The organism is Acuticoccus sp. I52.16.1 (assembly GCF_022865125.1).
In the GTDB taxonomy this organism is placed as follows: Bacteria; Pseudomonadota; Alphaproteobacteria; order Rhizobiales; family Amorphaceae; genus Acuticoccus.
Window position 1 is genome coordinate 250,096 of sequence record NZ_CP094828.1, and the last position, 17,727, is coordinate 267,822.

General features: G+C 68.7%; 14 protein-coding genes and 2 tRNA genes. 10 read left to right on the forward strand and 6 right to left on the reverse strand.

Features of this window, described 5'->3' with window-relative positions; all coding sequences use genetic code 11:
- Position 1: 1 nt before the first annotated feature.
- Positions 2–1,087, forward strand: coding sequence for an efflux RND transporter periplasmic adaptor subunit (locus MRB58_RS01125; protein WP_244779806.1), 1,086 nt, complete (start codon positions 2–4; stop codon positions 1,085–1,087).
- Complete coding sequence (locus MRB58_RS01130; RefSeq protein WP_244779807.1) at positions 1,084–4,812, forward strand: efflux RND transporter permease subunit; 3,729 nt, start codon at positions 1,084–1,086, stop codon at positions 4,810–4,812. The genes MRB58_RS01125 and MRB58_RS01130 overlap by 4 nt, the downstream gene beginning before the upstream one ends.
- Positions 4,813–4,841: 29 nt before the next feature.
- Here the strand turns inward: MRB58_RS01130 and MRB58_RS01135 are convergent, their stop codons facing one another.
- The gene (locus tag MRB58_RS01135; protein WP_244779808.1) at positions 4,842–5,711 is read right to left on the reverse strand and encodes a 2-keto-4-pentenoate hydratase; all 870 of its coding nucleotides are present in this window, start codon (positions 5,709–5,711) and stop codon (positions 4,842–4,844) included.
- 283 nt (positions 5,712–5,994) lie between these two features.
- Here MRB58_RS01135 and MRB58_RS01140 point away from each other — a divergent pair, with 283 nt between their 5' ends.
- Entirely contained in the window at positions 5,995–6,351 is a 357-nt protein-coding gene (locus tag MRB58_RS01140) for a hypothetical protein (protein ID WP_244779809.1), read from the forward strand.
- Between the two features lie 7 nt (positions 6,352–6,358).
- Here the strand turns inward: MRB58_RS01140 and MRB58_RS01145 are convergent, their stop codons facing one another.
- The 4 genes from MRB58_RS01145 to MRB58_RS01160 form a co-directional block, all read right to left on the reverse strand.
- Positions 6,359–8,233, reverse strand: a complete 1,875-nt coding sequence (locus MRB58_RS01145) for an ABC transporter ATP-binding protein/permease (RefSeq protein WP_244781864.1) — start codon at positions 8,231–8,233, stop codon at positions 6,359–6,361.
- Positions 8,234–8,570: 337 nt separating this feature from the next.
- A complete protein-coding gene (locus MRB58_RS01150; protein WP_244779810.1) occupies positions 8,571–10,181 on the reverse strand; it encodes a peptide chain release factor 3 in 1,611 nt (536 codons plus the stop codon).
- 124 nt (positions 10,182–10,305) lie between these two features.
- Entirely contained in the window at positions 10,306–11,259 is a 954-nt protein-coding gene (locus MRB58_RS01155) for an NAD(P)/FAD-dependent oxidoreductase (RefSeq protein ID WP_244779811.1), read from the reverse strand.
- A 52-nt stretch (positions 11,260–11,311) separates the two neighbouring features.
- Positions 11,312–12,322: a GNAT family N-acetyltransferase gene (locus tag MRB58_RS01160; RefSeq protein ID WP_244779812.1), complete on the reverse strand. Its 1,011-nt coding sequence runs from the start codon at positions 12,320–12,322 to the stop codon at positions 11,312–11,314.
- Between the two features lie 254 nt (positions 12,323–12,576).
- Between MRB58_RS01160 and MRB58_RS01165 the strand changes: the two genes are divergently transcribed.
- From MRB58_RS01165 to MRB58_RS01195, 7 genes are all read left to right on the forward strand, one after another.
- Positions 12,577–14,079 (forward strand): YifB family Mg chelatase-like AAA ATPase, encoded by a 1,503-nt coding sequence (locus MRB58_RS01165; RefSeq protein ID WP_244779813.1) that lies wholly within the window; start codon positions 12,577–12,579, stop codon positions 14,077–14,079.
- Positions 14,080–14,210: 131 nt separating this feature from the next.
- A complete protein-coding gene (locus MRB58_RS01170; RefSeq protein WP_244779814.1) occupies positions 14,211–14,990 on the forward strand; it encodes a Sir2 family NAD-dependent protein deacetylase in 780 nt (259 codons plus the stop codon).
- A 160-nt stretch (positions 14,991–15,150) separates the two neighbouring features.
- Positions 15,151–15,720, forward strand: a complete 570-nt coding sequence (locus MRB58_RS01175) for a cold-shock protein (protein WP_305853225.1) — start codon at positions 15,151–15,153, stop codon at positions 15,718–15,720.
- A 1-nt stretch (position 15,721) separates the two neighbouring features.
- Positions 15,722–16,234 carry a DUF192 domain-containing protein gene (locus MRB58_RS01180; protein WP_244779815.1) on the forward strand — a complete coding sequence of 171 codons (513 nt, stop codon included), beginning with the start codon at positions 15,722–15,724 and terminating at the stop codon, positions 16,232–16,234.
- Positions 16,235–16,296: 62 nt separating this feature from the next.
- Positions 16,297–16,373, forward strand: a tRNA-Pro gene (locus tag MRB58_RS01185).
- A 39-nt stretch (positions 16,374–16,412) separates the two neighbouring features.
- The gene (locus tag MRB58_RS01190; RefSeq protein WP_244779816.1) at positions 16,413–16,718 is read left to right on the forward strand and encodes an ETC complex I subunit; all 306 of its coding nucleotides are present in this window, start codon (positions 16,413–16,415) and stop codon (positions 16,716–16,718) included.
- Positions 16,719–16,734: 16 nt separating this feature from the next.
- Positions 16,735–16,811, forward strand: a tRNA-Arg gene (locus MRB58_RS01195).
- Positions 16,812–17,246: 435 nt separating this feature from the next.
- Here MRB58_RS01195 and MRB58_RS01200 read toward each other — a convergent pair.
- Entirely contained in the window at positions 17,247–17,726 is a 480-nt protein-coding gene (locus MRB58_RS01200; RefSeq protein ID WP_244779817.1) for a hypothetical protein, read from the reverse strand.
- Position 17,727 lies beyond the last annotated feature (1 nt).

The window sequence follows — 17,727 nt, forward strand, 5'->3', positions numbered from 1 at the left end:
CATGAACGCGAAGTACATTCTGGCCGGACTGATGACCGCGGGGATCGCGGCATGGATGGCGAGCGGATCGGTCATCGTCGCGGGGAGCGCCCAGGAGGCGACCCCCCGCCCACCCGCCGAGCGTGCCGACGCCAACGCGGCGGCCTTCCGCGTGCGCACCCGCAAGATCTCCGCCGAGGATCGCGGCCGAACCCTCACCATGCGCGGCCGAACCCGTGCCGACGCGCTCGTCAACGTCGCCGCCGAGACCACCGCGCGGATCGCCGAGCGCCCCGTCGAGCGCGGCTGGGAGGTCGCGGCGGGCGACGTCCTGTGCGAGCTCGACAAGGGCGTGCGCGCCGCCCAGCTCGCCCGCGCCAACGCCGAGATGGAGAAGGCGCAGCTGGAGTTCGACGCCGCCACCAAGCTGCGCGGCCGCGGCTTCGAATCGCAGACCCGCGTCGCCACCACCAAGGCCGCCCTCGACGCCGCCCAAGCCTCCGTCGCCGAGGCGAAGGAGGAGCTGGCGCGCACCACCATCCTCGCCCCGATCTCCGGCGTCGTGCAGGAGCCCCTCGGCGAGATCGGCGCCACCTTGGGCGTCGGCGGCATCTGCGCCACCATTCTCGACGCGGATCCGATCATCGTCACCGGTCAGGTCTCCGAACGGGACATCGCCGCGATCGACTTCGGCGCGAGCGCCCCGGTCGACCTCGTCACCGGCGAGAGCGTCACCGGTACGATCAACTACGTCTCCGCCACCGCCGACGCCGACACGCGCACCTTCACGGTGGAGCTTTCGGTCCCCAACCCCGACCATGCACTGCGCGACGGCGTCACCGCCGAAGCGCACATCCCCCTCGCCACGGTGCGCGCCCATCGCCTCTCGCCCGGCGTACTGACGCTGGACGACCGGGGCCGGATCGGCGTGCGCACGGTCGACGAAGAGAACCGGGTGGCCTTCATGCCGGTGAAGATCGCGATGCAGGATACCGCCGGCTTCTGGGTCACGGGGCTGCCGGACACCGTCACCATCATCACCGTCGGCCAGGAGTACGTGATCGAAGGCCAGACGGTGGATCCCGTCGCGGAGTCCGACGACGTATGATCAGCATCCTCGACGGCCTGCTCAATCGGCCGCGCACGATCCTCACCCTCCTGATCTTCCTGCTGGGCGCGGGCGCGTTCATCTACGCCACGATCCCGAAGGAGGCGAACCCGGACATCGACGTTCCGATCTTCTACGTCTCGGTCGTCCAGCAGGGGATCTCGCCGGAGGACGCCAACCGCCTCCTGGTGAAGCCCATGGAGACCGAGCTGCGCGGGCTCGACGGGCTGAAGGAGATCAAGGCGACCGCCTCCGAGGGGCACGCCGGCATCATCCTCGAGTTCAACGCCGACTTCGACAAGGACGAGGCGCTGGCGGACGTGCGCGACAAGGTCGACCGCGCGCAGGCCGAGCTGCCGGACGACGCCGAAGAGCCGACCATCACCGAGACCAACTTCTCACTGGTGCCGACGATCATCGTCGCGCTCTCGGGCGACGTGCCGGAGCGCACGCTCTACCAGCACGCGCGCCGGCTGAAGGACGCGGTGGAGGCGATCCCGACCGTCCTGTCGGCCAGTCTCTCCGGCTCGCGCGAAGAGCAGCTCGAGGTGCTGATCGACCGCACCGCGATGGAATCCTACCAGGTCCAGCCGGTGGAGCTGCTGCAGGCGTTGCAGAACAACAACGCGCTGGTCCCCGCCGGCTTCCTCGACACCGGCGAGGGCCGCTTCTCGGTCAAGGTGCCGGGCCTGATCGAGGACGCCGAGGACGTCTACAACATGGTGATCAAGTCCCAGGCGGGCGGGATCGTCACCGTCGGCGACATCGCCGAGGTGCGCCGCTCGTTCAAGGATCCGACCACCTTCACCCGCGTCAACGGGCGCCCGGCGATCACCATCGACGTGGTCAAGCGCCTGGGCGAGAACATTATCGAGAACAACCAGGCGGTTAAGGACGTCGTCGAAAAGGCGACCGCGAGCTGGCCGGGGGCGATCAAGGTCGACTATCTCCTCGACCAGTCGTCCTTCATCTACGAGGTGCTGGGCGGGCTGGAGGCCTCGATCTCGACCGCCATCGTGCTCGTCATGATCGTGATCGTCGCCGCACTCGGCTTCCGTTCGGCGCTGCTCGTCGGTATCGCCATCCCGACCTCGATCCTGCTCGGCTTCGCGGTGCTGGCCGGCCTCGGCATGACCGTCAACATGATGGTGATGTTCGGCCTGGTCCTGTGCGTCGGCCTCCTCGTCGACGGCGCGATCGTGGTCGTGGAGTACGCCGACCGGCGCATCGCGGAAGGCGCGGACCGGCCGCAGGCGTTCCGCGAGGCGGCGCACCTGATGGTGTGGCCGCTGATCTCGTCCACCGCGACGACGCTCATCGCCTTCCTGCCGATGCTGCTGTGGCCGGGCGTTGCGGGCGAGTTCATGAGCTATCTGCCGGTGATGGTCATCATCGTGCTGACCGTCGCGCTCGTCACGGCGATGGTGTTCCTGCCGGTGGTCGGCGCGATCCTCTCGAACGCGCTCATCGTCGGCCTCTTCGCCGGCATCGTCGTCGCGGCGGTGGCGATGATGGCGCTGGCGGCCGCGCCGATGCCGCTGGCGGTGCTCGCCGCGCTCGCCGGCTTCGTCCTGGCGACGACAATCGCGACACGGCTCGCCGGTCGCTGGGGCCGCGGCCGCGCCAAGCCGCCGGTCGCCAGCGCGCACGGCCCGTTCGACATCACCAAGCTCACCGGCGCCGGGCGGCTTTATGTAAGCGGCCTGCGGCTCCTCGCGGGCAACACGCTCGGCATCATCCTCACCGTCGTCGTCGTCAGCGGCATGGCGTTCGCCGTGATGCAGGTGTTCGCAGCCAATTCCAACGGCGTCGAGTTCTTCGTCGAGGAGGAGCCGGACGTCGCGGTGGCGATGATCTCGGCGCGCGGCAACATGAGCGCGCGCGAGGCGCTGGGGCTGGTGCGCGAGGTGGAGAAGGTCGTCCTCGGTGTCGACGGCGTGGACAACGTCGTCACCAACGCCTTCCCCTCCGGCGGCGATACCGGCGGCGGCGCCAAGATCGACGGCGTGCAGGACAAGCCGGCCGACATCATCGGCCAGTTGCAGATCGAGCTGGTGGACTATTGCTGCCGCCGGCCGGCCGCCGCGATCTTCGAGGACATCCGCAACCAGACCGACTTCGCCGGCATCAAGGTGGAGGTCCGCAAGATCGAGGGCGGCCCCCCGACCGGCAAGGACATCCAGCTCCAGATCACCTCCGAGCTCTACGACGACGTCGTCGCCGCCACCGCGCGCGTGCGCGACCACGTCGAGACGGTCGAGGGGCTGCGCGACGTGGAGGACGACCGGCCGCTGCCGGGCATCGAGTGGCAACTCGACGTCGACCGCGAGGAGGCCGGACGCTTCGGCGCAGACGTCACCACCGTCGGGCAGATCATCCAGCTCGTCACCAACGGCGTGCTGTTGACGCAGTATCAGCCGGACGATTCGGAGGACCAGATCGACATTCGCGTGCGTTACCCGGAGGCGGAGCGCACCCTGCAGCAGTTCGGCGATCTGCGCCTGAAGACCGACAACGGCCAGGTGCCGATCATCAACTTCATCGACGTCAACCCGCAGCAGCGCGTCTCGTCCATCCAGCGCGTCGACGGGCAGTTCGCGATGACGGTGAAAGCGGACGTGCTCGACCAGCTCGGCTACGACCTCAACGCCAAGATCGCCGAGATCGACCAGTGGGTGAAGAGCGAGAGCTGGCCCCAGGGCGTGACCTTCAGCTTCCGCGGCGCCAACGAGGATCAGGCCGAGGCGATGTCGTTCCTGATGCAGGCGATGATCGCCTCGCTGGTGATGATGTTCCTGGTGCTGGTGACGCAGTTCAACTCGTTCTACCAGACGGCGCTGACGCTCCTGACCATCGTCCTGTCGGCGTTCGGCGTGCTTCTGGGCATGGCGATCACGGGGCAGAAGTTCTCCGTCATCATGACGGGAACGGGCATCATCGCGCTGGCGGGCATCGTGGTGAACAACGCAATCGTGCTGATCGACACGTTCAACCGCGAGCGGCTGGAGCAGCCGGATCTGCTGACGGCGACGCTTGCGACCGCGGCGCAGCGCGTGCGGCCGATCCTGCTGACGACGATCACCACCATCGCCGGCCTCATTCCGATGGCGACGCAGGTCAATCTCGACTTCTTCACCCGGACCATCGCGGTGGGTGGCATCACGTCGATCTGGTGGGTGCAGCTGTCGACCGCGATCATCGCCGGCCTCGCCTTCTCCACTATCCTGACGCTGGTGGTGATCCCGGTGATGCTGGCCATGCCGGAGACCGTGTCGCGTACGGCAGCGCGCCTGCGGGGCCGCGGCGTGGCGCCGATGCCTGCCGGCGGCGCGCCCCTGGCCGAAGTGGAGCCGGCCGAGCCGCAGGTCTACCGCCTCCCCGCCGCCCCGCCGGAACCGCGCCCGGCGCCGGGGACGCCCGACGAGGCTCTGCCGCCGGACGTCTACGCCCCGGTCGTTGCCCGCGCGCGCTCAGGTTCGCGCGATGTGGCCGCCGAGACGCCGTCCGCCGAGCCCGCCACCGCCGCGCCCCCCGAAACCGGCGGCAGGACCGGCACCGACGATGGGCGCGACACCGAAGATGGCCACACGAGCGGCACGGCCGAAGCGGCGGACACGCCCGCCCCGGACGTCTACGCCCCCGTGCTGGCGCGTCAGCACCGCCGCGGCGAGGAGCGGGACGGCACCACGACCTCGCCGCGCCACTCCTCAGAGGCCGCCGAGTAGTCGGCGCCCCGCGCCCCCCGGCGCCGCAGTCATTGCTCGAAGTGGACGGTCACCGCCGGATCGCCTGGTAGGCCCTGGTAGGTGACCGTCGCCATCCCTTTCGCCTTGGCCGGCGGCAGCAGCGGGCCGATCGATCCGACGCTGATCACCTGCCCCGGCTCGAAGGTCACGCCCTTCTCCATCAACCAGAGCGCGCTGTTGAGCGGGTTGCCGAGCACCGAGGCGCCCGGCGCCTCCGCCAGCACCTCGCCGTCCGCGGCCGTGACCCGGACCGTCATCGCCTGGAGCGCCTCGATGAGCGAGGGGTCGGCGGGGATCGCCTCGCCGACGACGCCCATCCGCGCGCCGACGTTCATGGCCGTGATCGTCGCCCCCGTCATCGGCTGACCCTCGGCCAACATCAGGTCCGGCAACTCGATGAAGGGGTGCACGGCGCTGATGTGGGCCAGCACCTCCTCCGGCGTCGTGGCGTCGTTGATCCCGGCGTCGCCCACCACCAGAAGCAGGTCCGCCTCGAAGAGCGGGCGGGCCCCGAAGGCGGCCGGAACGGTGGCGCCGTCGTCCAGCATCATCTTTTCGAGGAGCGTGCCCATCACCGGCTCGTCGACGCCGAAGTGCTGCTGCGCGCCGGCGCTGGTGAGGCCCGCCTTGTAGCCGATCACCGGGCCGAGCGTCTCCGTCAGCTCGCCCACCAGCGCGTCCTGCACGCAGCGTGCATCCGCCGGACTCGCGTCGACGCCGAGCGCCTGGGTGGGTGTCCTGGAATGGAAGTCGCCGACGAAGGCGTCGATCGCCGCATCCTGGACGCACGCCGCCATCGCGCGGTCGGCCACGAAGGGCTGCGCGATGATGAGCTGCGCGGTCAGCAGTGCGCCGCAGACAGTCGCAAGTCGCCGCATGGTCATCCCCCTGGATTATCCCGCCTTGTCGCCGGCGGGCGGCGCCAGATTAGCAGCATCGCGTCCGGCGCAAAGGGCCCGGCGGCGGGCGCGGCCCCCCGCGCCCGCCGGCCTCCGCCGGAACGGCGACATCAATTGTTCGCCGCTGCGCCGGATCGACTTGGAAAGAGGCGCTCCCCGGTCTTACCCTTGCGCGGCCTGGTCTTCGCCCGCCGGCGTGGACCGCCAGAGCGAACGCCGCCCGCGGCCGTCGTCCGGCCCGCCGCGCGGCAGGAGGACAGCTATGATTCGCTTCGGAACTCCGAACGGTAACGAATTCTTCTTCGACGATTCGCGGCGCGAGACGATCTTCGGCCTGGGCGGCGACGACACGTTCGCCGGTATCGGCGCCAACGACCGGGCCTACGGTGGCCCCGGCGACGACGACTTCACCCTGTCGGAGGCCATCACCGACGGCAGCACCAGCTTCCGCCCGCTGTCGGCCTATATCTTCGGCGGGCCGGGCGAGGACACCGTCACCTACGACACCCCGCCCGACACGATCGACATCTTCTTCGGCCTGACGACGCTCTATTGGGGATCCAGCGACACCACGGTCTATCTGCTGGGGGTGGAGCTGTTCGGCGCCAGCGAAGGCTGAGGGCGGGCTACTCGAAGGTCTCCTCGCGCTCGCGCACGGAGGGCTCGCGCGCCTGCTGCAGGTCCTCCTCGGGCGGGATCTCGGCCTGTTGGCTCTGGCGCGTCCACATCTCGGCATAAAGGCCGTCGAGGGCCATCAGCTCGGCGTGGGTACCGCGCTCGACGATCGCGCCGGCATCCACCACGATGATCTGGTCGGCCTGCACCACGGTGGACAGGCGGTGCGCGATCATCAAGGTCGTGCGGCCGGCCGACACCTTGTCCAGCGCGGACTGGATGTCCTCCTCGGTGCGGGTGTCGAGCGCGGAGGTCGCCTCGTCGAGGATCAGCACCGGGGGCGCCTTCAGGATCGTGCGGGCGATGGCGACACGCTGCTTCTCGCCGCCCGACAGCTTCAGTCCCCGCTCGCCGACCTCGGTATCGAACCCCTGCGGCAGGCTGCGGATGAAGTCGCCGATCTGGGCCATCTCGGCGGCCCGTTCCACGTCCTCGCGGCCGGCTGCCGGCCGGCCGTAGGCGATGTTGTAGGCGATCGTGTCGTTGAAGAGCACCGTGTCCTGCGGGACGATGCCGATCTGCCGGCGCAGCGAATCCTGCGTCACGTCCCGGATGTCCTGGCCGTCGACGGTGATGGCGCCGCTGGAGATGTCGTAGAAGCGGTAGAGGAGCCGCGAGATGGTCGACTTGCCGGCGCCCGACGGACCGACGATGGCGAGCGTCGTCCCCGCCGGCACCTCGAACGAGATGCCGCGCAGGATCGGCCGCTCCGGGTCGTAATGGAAGCGGACGTCGTCGAACCGCACGGTGCCGCCTGAGACGGCGATGGGCGTGGCGCCCGGCCGGTCGACCACCTCCTGCGGGATATTGAGGACGGCGAACATGTCCTCCACGTCGGCCAGCGCCAGCTTGATCTCGCGGTAGACGAAGCCTATGAAATTCAATGGGATGGAGAGCTGCATCAGCAGTGCGTTGACCATCACGAAGTCGCCCAGCGTCTGCTCGCCGGCCATCACCGCGCGCGCGGACATGATCATCAGGGCCGTCATGCCGATAGTGAAGATCACCGTCTGGCCCATGTTGAGCCAGGCGAGCGAGGTCCAGGTGCGCACCGCCGCGTCCTCGTAGCTCGCCATCGAGCGGTCGAAGCGGTCGGTCTCCATCGTCTCGTTGTTGAAGTATTTGACCGTCTCGTAGTTGATCAGACTGTCGATCGCCTTGGAGTTGGCGTCGGTGTCGGAATCGTTCATCTCGCGCCGGATCGAGATGCGCCATTGCGAGGCGATCACCGTGAACCACACGTAGGCGATGACCATCACCACGATCACGCCGAGGTAGGAGAGCGAGAACTGGTAGGCGATGACCGCCGCCATCAGCGCGAATTCCAGGATGGTGGGGATCGCGTTGAGGATGGTGAAGCGCACCAGGGTCTCGATGCCCTTGATGCCGCGCTCGATGACGCGCGACAGGCCGCCGGTGCGCCGCTGCAGGTGGTAGCGCAGCGACAGGGCGTGCAGGTGCATGAACGTGCGCCGGGCGAGCTGGCGAACCGCATGCTGGCCGACACGGGCGAACAGCGCATCGCGCAGCTGGTTGAAACCCATGCTGAGCAAGCGCCCCACCCCGTAGGCGACCACCAGCATGATCGGCCCGACGAGGAAGGCGGGGAGGTTCCAGCCCGGCGTGTCGGTGATCCGCTCGGCGGCGGCGGGGCCGAACTCGCCGGCGGTCAGCGCGTCGGTCGCCCACTTGTAGGTGTAGGGAATGAGGACGGTGACGACCTTGGCCGCGACGAGGGCGAGGATCGCGACGGCGACGCGCAGCTTCAGGTCGGCGCGGTCGCTGGGCCACATGTAGGGCCACAGGCCGCGCAAGGCGCCGAACATCTCGCCGCGATCGGCACTTACGGGTTTCACGGGCGTCTCGTTCGGCGGGTGGTGTCGGAAGCGCGGCGGGCGCGCAGTTCGGAATTCATCTCACTCTAGATAGTGCGGTTGGCGCGCGAGCGTGAGACGTGGCGACCGATTCGGGTGAGTGGCAGCTATGGCGCCTCGGCGGTGCGGGCGCGGCTCGCCGCACTTTGCGCATGTTGAGCGGGCCGCTTCACCAAGCCTGCGCCGGCGCGGGAGGGGCCGCCGCGCGCGGCGGACGCCGCCGCTTCGTGGCGTCCGCCGGGCGCCGGCCGGGGGCGGGCGGGCGGCGTCGTCGTGACGACGCCGCCGGCTACTGCATCTCCTTGACCTCGACGAAGCGGATGTCGGGATGCTTCTCGCGCGTGTAGTTCAGCTCCCACGCGTTGCGCGCCAGATAAACCGGGTCGCCGTCCACGTCGTCGGCCACCACGGACTTGTTGCTCTCGACGAAGGTCTTCACCGTCGCGGGGGGGCCGGCGAGCCAGCGGGCGGTGGCGAACGGGGCAGGCTCGAAGTCGATCTTGACCTTGTACTCGGCCTCCACGCGCGCGGCCATCACGTCGAGCTGCAAGGCGCCGACGACGCCGACGATGTGGTCACCGCCGAGGTGGGTGCGGAAGACCTGGGCGAGCCCCTCCTCCGAGAGATCCTGCAACGCGCGGCGCATCTGCTTGGTCTTCATCGGGTCGCCGAGGCGCACGCGGCGCAGGATTTCCGGCGCGAAGCGCGGCAGACCGGTGAAGCGGAAGTCCCCCTTCTCGGCCAGCGTGTCGCCCACGCGGAGCGCGCCGTGGTTGGGGATGCCGATGATGTCGCCGGCCCAGGCCTCCTCGGCCAGCTCCCTCTCCTCTGCGAGGAAGAAGATGGGCGCGGTGACGGCCAGCGACTTGCCGGTGCCGACCTGATTGAGCTTCATCCCGCGCGAGAATTTGCCCGAGCAGATGCGTGCGAAGGCGATGCGGTCGCGGTGGTTGGGGTCCATGTTGGCCTGGACCTTGAAGATCAGCGCCGAGACATCGTCACGGTTGGGGTCGATCTTCATCTCGCCCGCCGGCTGCGGGCGTGGCGGCGGGGCCCATGCGGCGAGGCTGTCCAGCAGGTCGCCGACGCAGAAATCGCGCAGCGCCGAGCCGAAGATCACCGGCGACAGGTGCCCCTCGCGGTAGGCGTTCATGTCCACCGGGGGCATCGCCTCGGAGGCGAGTTCGGCCTGGCTGCGGAACTCCTCCAGGATGTCGGCGCGCACGGCGGCATCCAACTTCTCGTCGTGGATGCCGGAGAGCTTTTCGGTCGACCCGTACTTGGTGGAGCCGTCCCCGGCGAGCTTGTGCCAGTCGTTGGTGGTGAGGTTGTAGACGCCGTGGAACTGACCGCCCATGCCGATCGGCCAGGTGACGGGCGACAGCTCCAGCGCCAGCTTGTCGGCGATTTCGTCCATCAGCTCGAACGGGTCGACGCCTTCGCGGTCGACCTTGTTGACGAAGGTGATGATCGGGATGTCGCGCAGGCGGCAGACCTCGAAGAGCTTGAGGGTCTGGCTCTCGATGCCCTTCGCCGCGTCCACCACCATGACGGCCGAATCGACCGCGGTGAGCGTGCGGTAGGTGTCCTCGGAGAAGTCTTCGTGGCCCGGCGTGTCGAGGAGGTTGAAGACGTGGCCGCCGCGCTCGAACATCATGACCGACGACGAGACCGAGATGCCGCGCTTCTTTTCGATCTCCATCCAGTCCGACCGGGTGCGGCGGCGCTCGCCGCGGGCGGCGACCTCGCCGGCGAGGTGGATGGCGCCGCCGAAGAGCAGCAGCTTCTCGGTCAGCGTCGTCTTACCGGCGTCCGGGTGCGAGATGATCGCAAACGTGCGCCGGCGCGCGATCTGGGGCTTCAGCGCGGCTTCGGAGGGAAAGGCGGCAATGGTGTTCATGGCGCTTGCATGTAGCAATCCGGCCCGCGTCTCGCCAGCGGCTTGCGCGACCGGCGGGCAACTCTCGCACGTGCAAGGGCACAGACGGCGCTCGCCCGGGCCGTTGCCATGGGCCGTTCCTCACTCAGGGGCGCGCTCGGACGACCGTCAGCAGGAGGGCCTGGGCGGTGGCGATGCCGGAATGGAACGCGTCCTCGGCGTCGGGACCGAGGCACCAGTCGCCGGCGATGCCGAGGGCCGCGTCCGGATCGTAGTCCGGCCCCCGCGCCGCGACGCGGGCGAGACGGGCGAAGCGCCAGCGATGCGCGCTCGACGCCGCGAACGGGGCGGTCAGGCCGAGATGGCGCGCGACGAGGGCGCCGAGATCGGCGCCGACCGCCTCGGCGGTGTCCTCCAGCCGCGCGCTCGACCAGGTGGGTGCGGCGTGGGCGACGAGGGTGTCCGCGGTCCGGCCGGGCTTGGCGGCGTTGTGGACCAGGGCCGCGATCCCTTCCCCGGCGAGCGCATCTTCCGCCACCGAGGCCATCGCCGCGTCGATCCCCTCGCCCGCCAACATCAAGGTCCAGCACGGCGTGTAGCGCGCGTCGGCCGCGGCGGTGGCGAAGGTCTCGTGCACCGGCGCCAGAAGGCGGCCGGCCTGCGGGGCCGGCAGCGTCAGGACGACCGCGTCGAAGCCTTCGGCGCGCGTGCCGGCGGTGGATGTCAGCGTCCAGCCGTCGGCCCGGCGCTCCAGGGCAGCGACCTCGAACCCGGTGCGCACCTCCGATCCGACGAGCGCGGCATGGACGAGGCCGCTCATGCCCGGCAGTCCAACGGTGCGCGCTTCCACGCCCCGGTCGCCCCAGGTCGTGGCGGTCCCGTTCTGAATGCACTCGTGGAGGAAGCGGGCGAAGGTGCCGCCGGACGCGGTGACGAAGGGAGCGCCATGGTCGAACGCGCGGCCTTCGCTGCGACGCGTGGCCAGCCGTCCGCCGGCGCCGCGGCCCTTGTCGAACAGCACCGCATCCAGCCCGTGCTGGACGAGGTGGCGCGCGGCCGCGGCCCCGGCGATGCCGGCGCCGATGATGGCGATCGTCATGGGACCTCCCGACGCAACCCGACGCGCCCGATGCAGAGGGCGCGCCAGCCGCTCAGGCGTGCCGCGTGGCGTTGGCGCCGTAGTAGTTGATGTAGCGATGCGAGATGCCGGACACGGGCAGCACGATCATCACGTCGGTCGTCCCGAACTGGTGGTCGACGACGGCGCCGTCGGCCACGTAGGCCCCCAGGCGCAGGTAGCCCTTGATGAGCGGCGGCAGGGCACGCAGTGCGGTCTTGATGTCGATATCGGAGGCCGGCAGGCGGTTCATATCAACGTGACGCTTGTCGAGCGCGCGCGCCCGCCATTCCTCGGGCGCGAGGTGGTTGTGATAGAGGTAGGAGAGCGCGACGGCGAGCTCGTCCGGATTGGTGCCGGTGAGCGAGGCGCAGCCGAACAGCACGTCGATGTTGTGGCGCAGCGTGTAGGACCAGGCGCCGTGCCACAGAAGCTCCACCGTGCGCTTGTCGCGGTAGGGCTTCAGGACGCAGGAGCGGCCCAGCTCGAGGAAATTCAGCTCCGGATGGCGCTTCAGAACGGGCGCGATGTCGAACTCGGAGGTCGAGTAGAAGCCGCCGTTGTGCTCGGCGATCTCCTGACGCAGCAGGCGGTAGGTTCCGACGATGCGCGGCCGAGCCTTGCGGAAGCGGCGCGCGGCGACATTATGGTCGAGCACCAGGAGGTGGTCGCACAGGCCGTCGAACTGGTCGCGGTCGCGGCGGGTGGCCATGGTGAACGGATCGGCCTGGGCGGCCATTTCCTCGTAGAACACCTCGTAGCGGACCTGCTGGGCGCGGCGCACCTCGCTCATCGTGCGCGCCAGACGCACTTCGAGCGTGCCGAGCTGCCCGAAGGTGGGCGTCTTGCGGTCGAGCGGTGAGATGCGGGTGCCGGGAATGCGCGGTTTTCCCCCGGTCGTCGCCGGGTAGACGACGCGGCCCTTGGGAACGAAGCGACGTACCACAGGCGGCAGGGATTTCAGCCTGGCGACCCTGCGGCGGCGGCGGCCTTGATAAGGTTCGAGTGTCACGTCACCCGTTCCCCAGCGGACGCTGAGCGTCATTCATCGACTTCGGTTCCCTCCCCGTTCGCCGTGGCCTTCGCCGTGGCGGACGCGGTTGACGTTATTGTCAGCGTTCGGCCGACGCAACGGCGCCGGTCGCCGTTCCGGTGTCTGAATGAAACGTGTTGTCGCTTTGACGCAGATTCAACGCGCAAATGGACCCGGATCGCGCCGAGGCGGAAAACTTCCCCCTTGGATTGCAGAGACCTCACGCGACATGCTATCCTAGATTGTTATTGCGGATATGCCAAAACGTGCAGGGTCGGGTCACAACCATCGCCTTCCGCGGCATCGAGGCCGTCCCGGTGACGGTCGAGGTGCAGATCGTCACCGGCTCCGTCGGCTTCATGATCGTCGGGCTGGGGGACAAGGCGGTCGCCGAGAGCCGTGAGCGGGTGCGCGCGGCGTTGGCGGCGTGCGGCCTGTCACTACCGCCGCGCCGGATCACGGTGAACCTCGCCCCGGCGGACCTGCCCAAGGCGGGCAGCCACTATGACCTCCCCATCGCCCTGGCGCTGATGGTGGCACTCGGCGCCCTGCCGCAGGAGGCGGTCGAGGATGCGCTGGTGCTGGGCGAATTGGGGCTCGACGGGCGCATCGTCGGCGTCGCGGGGGTCCTGCCGGCCGCGGTGAGCGCCAACGCCCTCGGCCTGTGGCTGATCTGCCCGTCGTGCGACGGCGGTGAAGCGGCCTGGGCCTCGGCCGACATGACGATCGTGGCGCCGGCGAGCATCACCGCCTTCATGAACCACGTCGCCGGACGCCAGGCCCTCTCCCGCCCCCGACCGCAGACCCGGCAGATCGACCCCTTCGTCGCCGACCTCGCCGAGGTGAAGGGACAGGAGAGCGCCAAGCGTGCGTTGGAGATCGCCGCCGCCGGGGGGCACAACCTCCTCATGGTCGGCCCACCCGGCTCGGGTAAATCGATGCTGGCCGAACGGATGCCCTCGATCCTGCCGCCGATGACGCCGGCGACGTTGCTCGAGAGCGCGATGATCCGCTCCGTGGCCGGCGATCTGGCCGGCGGGCGACTCGAGCTCAACGCCCCCTACCGCGCGCCGCACCACTCCGCATCGATGGCCGCGCTCATCGGCGGCGGGCCGCGGGGCCGGCCCGGCGAGGTGTCGCTGTGCCACGGCGGCGTCCTCTTCCTGGACGAGCTGCCGGAGTTCGCGTCCAACGTGCTCGATGCGCTGCGCGAGCCGTTGGAGACGCGCCGCGCCAACATCGCCCGGGCCAACGCACGCGTCAGCTATCCGGCGAGGTTCCAGCTTCTGGCCGCCATGAACCCCTGCCGCTGCGGTCACGCCGGCGACCTCGGCCACACCTGCAAGCGCGGCAAGTCCTGCGCGCAGGACTATCAGGCCCGCGTCTCCGGCCCCTTCCTCGACCGGATCGACATGACGATCCACCTCGACGCTGTCTCGCCGATGGACCTGCGGGCGCCACGCGGCGAGGCCTCCAGCGCCGTCGCCGAGCGGGTGCGGGCCGCGCGCGAGCGGCAAGCCGTGCGGCTGACTGGCGAAGCGGGCGAACTCAACGCCGAATGCAGCGGCGACATGATCGAGGCGACGGTGGACGCCGACGAGGACGCCCGCACCCTGCTGGACCGCGTATCCGGCGAACAGCGCCTCTCCGCGCGCGGCTACCACCGCACGCTGAAGGTCGCGCGCACCATCGCCGACCTTGCCGCCAGCGCGGTCGTGCGCCGCGTCCACATGGCCGAGGCGCTGGCCTACCGCCATGCCGCGCTCTGACCGCCCGCCCGCGGCCGGTTCGTACGATCCGGCACGCCGCGGCCCGCTCGAACGCGACTTCGTAACCAAGTTTCGCGGCATACGTGCGAGACGGCTTGTCAATGCCCCGCCGAGGGAGGCACCTTCCCCGCATGGTCCACGCGATTTTCGACAATGCCGAGAAAGCCCGGAACGCCCTCGCCGAGGCGTTCGCGCAAGCAACGCGGGCCGTCGTCTTCACCGGCGCGGGCATCTCCACCGAATCCGGCATCCCCGACTTCCGTTCCGCCGGCGGGATCTGGAGCCGGATGGAGCCGATCCTCTACGACACCTTCGTCACGTCCGAGGAGGCGCGCCTGGAAGACTGGCGCCGCCGCTTCGACATGGCCGAGCGCTTCGCCGCCGCCCGGCCCAACGGCGCGCACGAGGCGATCGCCCACCTCGCCACGGCCGGCCCCGTGTCCCTGGTGGTCACGCAGAACATCGACGGACTGCATTCCCGCGCCGGGGTCCCACCCGAAAAACTGGTCGAACTGCATGGCGCGGGCGACCACGCGACCTGCCTGGAATGCGGCACGCGCCACGAAATCAGCTTTGCGCAAGATCAGATTGCGAAAACAGGCATGTCGCCACGTTGCACCGTGTGCGGCGGGCTCCTCAAGGCGGCGATCATCTCGTTCGGCCAGGCCATGCCCGAAGACGACCTGGAGCGCGCGATGAAGGAATCGGTGATGGCGGATCTGTTCGTGGCGGCGGGAACGTCGCTGGTGGTCTACCCGGCGGCCGCGCTGCCGCAGATGGCGAAAGAGGCCGGCGCACGGCTGATCATCTGCTCACGCGACCCCACGGATCAGGATCAGGAGGCCGATCTCCTCGTGCGCACGCCGCTCGCGGAAACGATGGGTCCACTCAAACAGATGAAATTTGCTTAAAATCGTGTGTCTTAGGCGCAACACGGTCTCGCGAAGATGCGAAAACCTGTCGCCTAATCGGTGAATGAATGGTAACGTCCGATTCACGGATGCGCAAAGTGGCTACGGTAGTAGGTAACCGACGGGTATAGTGGTGAGCGACAACAAGCTGGTGCGATTTATCGAACAATACTCTGTCGAGGACCGCGTCGAGAAGCCATTCGATGGCCTCAACGACCTCACGGAAGTCTCCGGCAGCATCAAGTGGTTCGACGTTGGTAAGGGTTACGGTTTCATCGTCCCGGATGACGGTGGAGCGGACGTTCTGTTGCACGTCACCTGCTTACGCCGAGATGGTTACCAGAGTGCTTACGAAGGCGCTCGTGTCGTGTGCGAAGTTGTCACAGGTTCGAAAGGCCTTCAGGCCTTCCGTATCCTGTCGATGGACGAGTCGCAGGCCGCCCACCCCTCGCAGCTCCCCCCGTCGCGGACCAACATCCAGGTCTCGCCCGAGGGCCCGGCCGAGCTGGCGCGCGTCAAGTGGTTCAACCGCTCCAAGGGCTACGGCTTCCTCACCCGCGGAGACGGTACGCCCGACATCTTCGTCCACATGGAGACGCTGCGTCGCTTCGGCGTGACGGAACTGCGGCCCAACCAGGTCGTGAAGGTGCGCTTCGGCAACGGTCCCAAGGGACTGATGGCGGCGGAGATCCTGCCGGAAAGCGGCCACAACGTTCCGCAGTCGCATTAAGGTGCGCGCCCCCAAGGGGGCGGCCGGCGTCCTCCTCGCGCTCCTCGTCGGCGTCGCCAGCGCGGCGCCGGTCGCGGCCGAGACCGGCGCGCCCGCTGCCAACGCGTCGACCGCTGCTGCAACGCCGGCCGTCGCCGCCAACATGCTCGTCGCCGAGACCGGCAGCGGCGCGCACACCTTCACCATCGAGATCGCCGACGACCCGATCGAGCGCGCGCGCGGGCTGATGTTTCGCCAACAGATGGCGCACGATGCCGGCATGCTCTTCATCTTCGCCGACGAGAGCGAGCGGGCCTTCTGGATGAAGAACACCATCCTCCCGCTCGACATCGTCTACGCCGATGCGTCCGGCACCGTCGTCTCGATCGCCAAGGCCACCACACCCTTCTCGACCGAGAGCATCCCCTCGGACGGACCGGCGCAATTCGTGCTGGAGCTCAACGCCGGCGTCGCCGACCAGATCGGCCTGAAGCCGGGCGACCGCCTGGTCCACCGCCGGATCGTCGCGCCTTGACGGTGCGGCGACCGCGGTTCGCGTTGCCGAACGGCGCGTTGTTCGCTAGGAGATGACACAGTCGGGGCATAGCTCAGCCTGGTAGAGCACCGGTTTTGGGAACCGGGGGTCGTAAGTTCGAATCTTGCTGCCCCGACCATTGACAGAGCCGGCCGCGGAAGGCCGATCCGAGGAGCGTATGCGCGCACGTATCTTCAAACCGGCCCGGACCGCCATGCAATCGGGAACGCGGCGCACAAAGCGCTGGCGTATCGAGCTGGAGGATCTGGGCGAGCCCGAGATCGAGCCCTTGATGGGCTGGACCTCCGGCACCGACACCCGCCGTCAGGTCCGCCTGGATTTCCCGACCCGCGAAGCCGCCGTCGCCTACGCCGAAAAGCACGGCCTGGACTTCTGGGTGGAAGAAGAGAAGGAACACGAGCGGCGCACGATGGCCTACTCGGACAATTTCCGCACCGACCGCGCCGCCCCCTGGACACACTGACGCCACCACCCTGCCCGGCCCCGTAGCTCAGTTGGATAGAGCAACGGACTTCTAATCCGTAGGTCCCAGGTTCGAATCCTGGCGGGGTCGCCAATATTTTCAACAGGTTAGAGGGAAAGTCGGGCGACGGAAAAGCTAAGATTGTGCGCCAGATTGTGCGTAGTGTGTCCGCTACTTTTCGCTGGCAGCGCCCCTCGCACGCGCCCTTTCCCGCCCCAGCGCTGCACACCGCCGCGAACAGTATTTCGCCTCGCGCTACCCTTGAACGCGGCCTCGCAATTCTCACACTGATGGTCGAGCCCGCCCGCGTTCTGACAGGCGTGAGAGCAGAACCGTGCGCGGGCATCCATGCTCGGAGAAACCGGGTCGCCACACCGCTCACAAGGCGGACGATCCTTTTTCGCCTCTAGGACGGCGTCCTTCTCCAACTGGTGCAGGTACTCCACCTGACATCGCTTTGAGCAGTAGACGCGCTTTACCGCGTGCGGCTTGGCTCGGTCGATCGCCCCGCCACAGCGAGGGCAATAGTCACGGAAGTCGAGCGGCTGTGTCATAGGCGCGTTGGTCGTTGAACTGGTGAAGGCGTGCGAGGCGCATGTGATTGGCCGTGGCGCACAGCGTTCCGCAAAACTTGGTATGCTCGCCTGGCAGCGGCTTGTGGCACCTCACGCACCGGGTCCGCTCGATATGCGCACCAGCTCCTAGCTGCACGAAATCGGGTTGGCCTTCCGGCCACGTCGGCCGAACCGCGCCGATCATCGCCAATGCGCGAGATACGACGTCAGCGGCGATCGCGTCTGCCACGGGCCAGGCTTTCCCTTGAAGGCACAGCCTGGCCCGTAGTGCGTGTCGGATGGGCGCCTCCATCGCGAATTTTGACGGCGCGCCGCGGTCCATCGCCTCCTTCATGATCTCCGCGACGGACTCGGCCAGCATGCGCCGGCCGCGGTCGTTCAGCCTATGGGGCTTGTCGATCTGCGGAGCCGTCCATCCGGTGCGGGCAAGCATC

Excerpts from the sequence above, each read along its gene's own strand:
- MRB58_RS01125 (WP_244779806.1), top strand. The coding sequence starts at position 2 with ATGAACGCGAAGTACATTCTGGCCGGACTGATGACCGCGGGGATCGCG.
- MRB58_RS01160 (WP_244779812.1), bottom strand. The coding sequence starts at position 12,322 with ATGACGCTCAGCGTCCGCTGGGGAACGGGTGACGTGACACTCGAACCT.
- MRB58_RS01190 (WP_244779816.1), top strand. The coding sequence starts at position 16,413 with ATGCGCGCACGTATCTTCAAACCGGCCCGGACCGCCATGCAATCGGGA.
- MRB58_RS01145 (WP_244781864.1), bottom strand. The coding sequence starts at position 8,233 with ATGTTCGGCGCCTTGCGCGGCCTGTGGCCCTACATGTGGCCCAGCGAC.
- MRB58_RS01135 (WP_244779808.1), bottom strand. The coding sequence starts at position 5,711 with ATGCGGCGACTTGCGACTGTCTGCGGCGCACTGCTGACCGCGCAGCTC.
- MRB58_RS01130 (WP_244779807.1), top strand. The coding sequence starts at position 1,084 with ATGATCAGCATCCTCGACGGCCTGCTCAATCGGCCGCGCACGATCCTC.
- MRB58_RS01170 (WP_244779814.1), top strand. The coding sequence starts at position 14,211 with ATGGTCCACGCGATTTTCGACAATGCCGAGAAAGCCCGGAACGCCCTC.
- MRB58_RS01200 (WP_244779817.1), bottom strand. The coding sequence starts at position 17,726 with ATGCTTGCCCGCACCGGATGGACGGCTCCGCAGATCGACAAGCCCCAT.
- MRB58_RS01150 (WP_244779810.1), bottom strand. The coding sequence starts at position 10,181 with ATGAACACCATTGCCGCCTTTCCCTCCGAAGCCGCGCTGAAGCCCCAG.
- MRB58_RS01140 (WP_244779809.1), top strand. The coding sequence starts at position 5,995 with ATGATTCGCTTCGGAACTCCGAACGGTAACGAATTCTTCTTCGACGAT.
- MRB58_RS01155 (WP_244779811.1), bottom strand. The coding sequence starts at position 11,259 with ATGACGATCGCCATCATCGGCGCCGGCATCGCCGGGGCCGCGGCCGCG.